This window comes from Mesorhizobium sp. M4A.F.Ca.ET.050.02.1.1, from assembly GCF_003997725.1.
GTDB lineage: Bacteria > Pseudomonadota > Alphaproteobacteria > Rhizobiales > Rhizobiaceae > Mesorhizobium.
This window is the reverse complement of the sequence record NZ_RZSG01001020.1, coordinates 1-1,843: the sequence shown is the minus strand read 5'-3', so window position 1 is coordinate 1,843 and position 1,843 is coordinate 1. Positions and strand designations below refer to the sequence as shown.

Here is a 1,843-nt window from a genome sequence, read left to right as displayed (position 1 = left end):
GCTCCTGACCGTGCTTGTCGGCCATCGCCTCGACCTCGTCGAAACGCCTGTATTCCTGTGGGTTCTGGCGATCGTGGCGCTGCTTGCCGCCTTCGCCCTGCTGTTTGCCGGATTCGCCTTGTCGAGGCTGTGGAACTTCGGCGATCGCGGCGGCCGCGATCTGTCGGTCGGCGCACTGCTGGCGCTTCTGGTGCTTGCTCCCTTCGGCGTCGCCGCCTACTGGGCGACGACCTCGCCGCCGCTCAGGGACATTTCGACCGATCTCGACGATCCGCCGGTGCTCGACACGTCGGACCGGACGGCGGACATGAATGTGCTTTCGCCGCCCACGCCCGGCGAGCAGCGGCTGCAAGGCGATGCCTATCCGTTGGTCACCGGCCGCAGCTACAATCTGCCGTTCGAAACCGTGGTCGACGCGGTGGAAACCGTGCTCGACCGGCGCGACTGGCAACTGCAGGGGCCGTATCCCGAAACAGACGGCCAAAGCGAGGTGACGATCAACGCGCTGGCCAGGAGTTTCGTGCTGGGCCTGCCGGCCGATGTCGCGATCCGCATCGCCGATGACGGCAACACCGTCATTGTCGATATGCGTTCAGCCTCCCGCTACGGCCGCCACGACCTAGGCGACAACGCCGCCCGCATCGTCGATTTCCTTGGCGAGCTCGATCAGGAAGTGGCTGGGCAAGTGGGGGCGGCGCCGGCCGAATGAGATCTAGCCGGCCGGGGTGAAAATGCCGTCAATGGCCGCGTCGCCGCCGGTGCTGACCAGGCCGCGCGCCACCAGGTCCTCCAGATGCGCCAGCACCGACAGGCCGGCGGCGCCATGCAGGCGCGGGTCGGTGTCGCGGTAGATCGCCGCCACCATCTCCTTGATCGTGCGGTCGCCGCCACGGATGCGTTCCAGGATCGCCCGCTCGCGCATCTTGCGATGCGCCTTCAGCCCGCGCATGAAGCTGCGCGGCTTGGTTACCGGCCCGCCATGGCCGGGCAGCAGCACGCGGTCGTCGCGCTCGATCAACTTGTCGAGCGAGCCCATATAGTCGGCCATGGCGCCGTCGGGCGGCGCCACGATGGAAGTTGCCCACGCCATGACATGGTCGGCGGAAAACAGGATGCCTGTTCCCTCGAGCGCGAACGCCGCGTGGTTGGCGGCATGCCCCGGCGTCAACACCGTCCTGATCGCCCAGCCGTCGCCCTGGACCAGCGCACCGTTGGCGAGCGCGGTATCTGGAACGAAATCCGTGTCGGCGCTGGCATCGAGCGGGTTGACCTCGCCGATGCGCAAGGGCCGCGCCGGACGGTGTGGGCCTTCGCCGAGCACGGCCGCTCCGGTGCGCTCCTTCAGCCGCGCCGCCAGCGGGGAATGGTCGCGATGAGTATGGCTGACAAAGATATGGCTGACCGGCCTGCCGCCGATCGCCTCGATCAGCGCCTGTAGATGCGCGTCGTCGTCAGGTCCCGGATCGATCACCGCGAGCGTCTCGCGGCCTATCAAGTAGCTATTGGTTCCGTGAAAGGTGAACGGACTGGGGTTTCTGGCGGTGAGGCGTTGCACGTCCGGCGCGACGGTCACCGCCTTGCCGTAAGCGGGATCGAAGCGCGTGTCGAACTTGAGGGGCATGGGGCGCGAAGCTCCGTTCCGTGAGACGGCAAAAGCGATTGCCGCATAACACGGAAGCCAATATAGGAAAACGCGAGGCCGCATGTCGGCGACAGCTTGAATGGGATGACCATGGCACTTGCAGCAACGATGCGTCCGCTTGTTTCTCTGGCACTGCCTGAAAAGGGCGCGGCGCGGCTGGCGACGCAGCTCCTGCTGGCGATTGCCGGCACGCTGCTCCTG

Annotated in this window: 2 protein-coding genes and 1 pseudogene; 2 read left to right on the top strand and 1 reads right to left on the bottom strand. The window is 66.7% G+C overall.

The features are described 5' to 3' along the window. On the top strand, positions 1–709 hold a 709-nt coding region (locus tag EOA33_RS34460), incomplete at its 5' end, for a DUF1499 domain-containing protein (RefSeq protein ID WP_245482526.1). A 3-nt stretch (positions 710–712) separates the two neighbouring features. Here EOA33_RS34460 and EOA33_RS34455 read toward each other — a convergent pair. Next, the gene (locus EOA33_RS34455) at positions 713–1,621 is read right to left on the bottom strand and encodes an MBL fold metallo-hydrolase (protein WP_127407630.1); all 909 of its coding nucleotides are present in this window, start codon (positions 1,619–1,621) and stop codon (positions 713–715) included. Positions 1,622–1,732: 111 nt separating this feature from the next. Here EOA33_RS34455 and EOA33_RS41130 point away from each other — a divergent pair. Then, positions 1,733–1,843, top strand: a pseudogene (locus EOA33_RS41130) (biotin transporter BioY); the annotation flags it as partial.

Coding starts and splice junctions, on each gene's coding strand:
- EOA33_RS34455 (WP_127407630.1), bottom strand. CDS start 1,621: ATGCCCCTCAAGTTCGACACGCGCTTCGATCCCGCTTACGGCAAGGCG.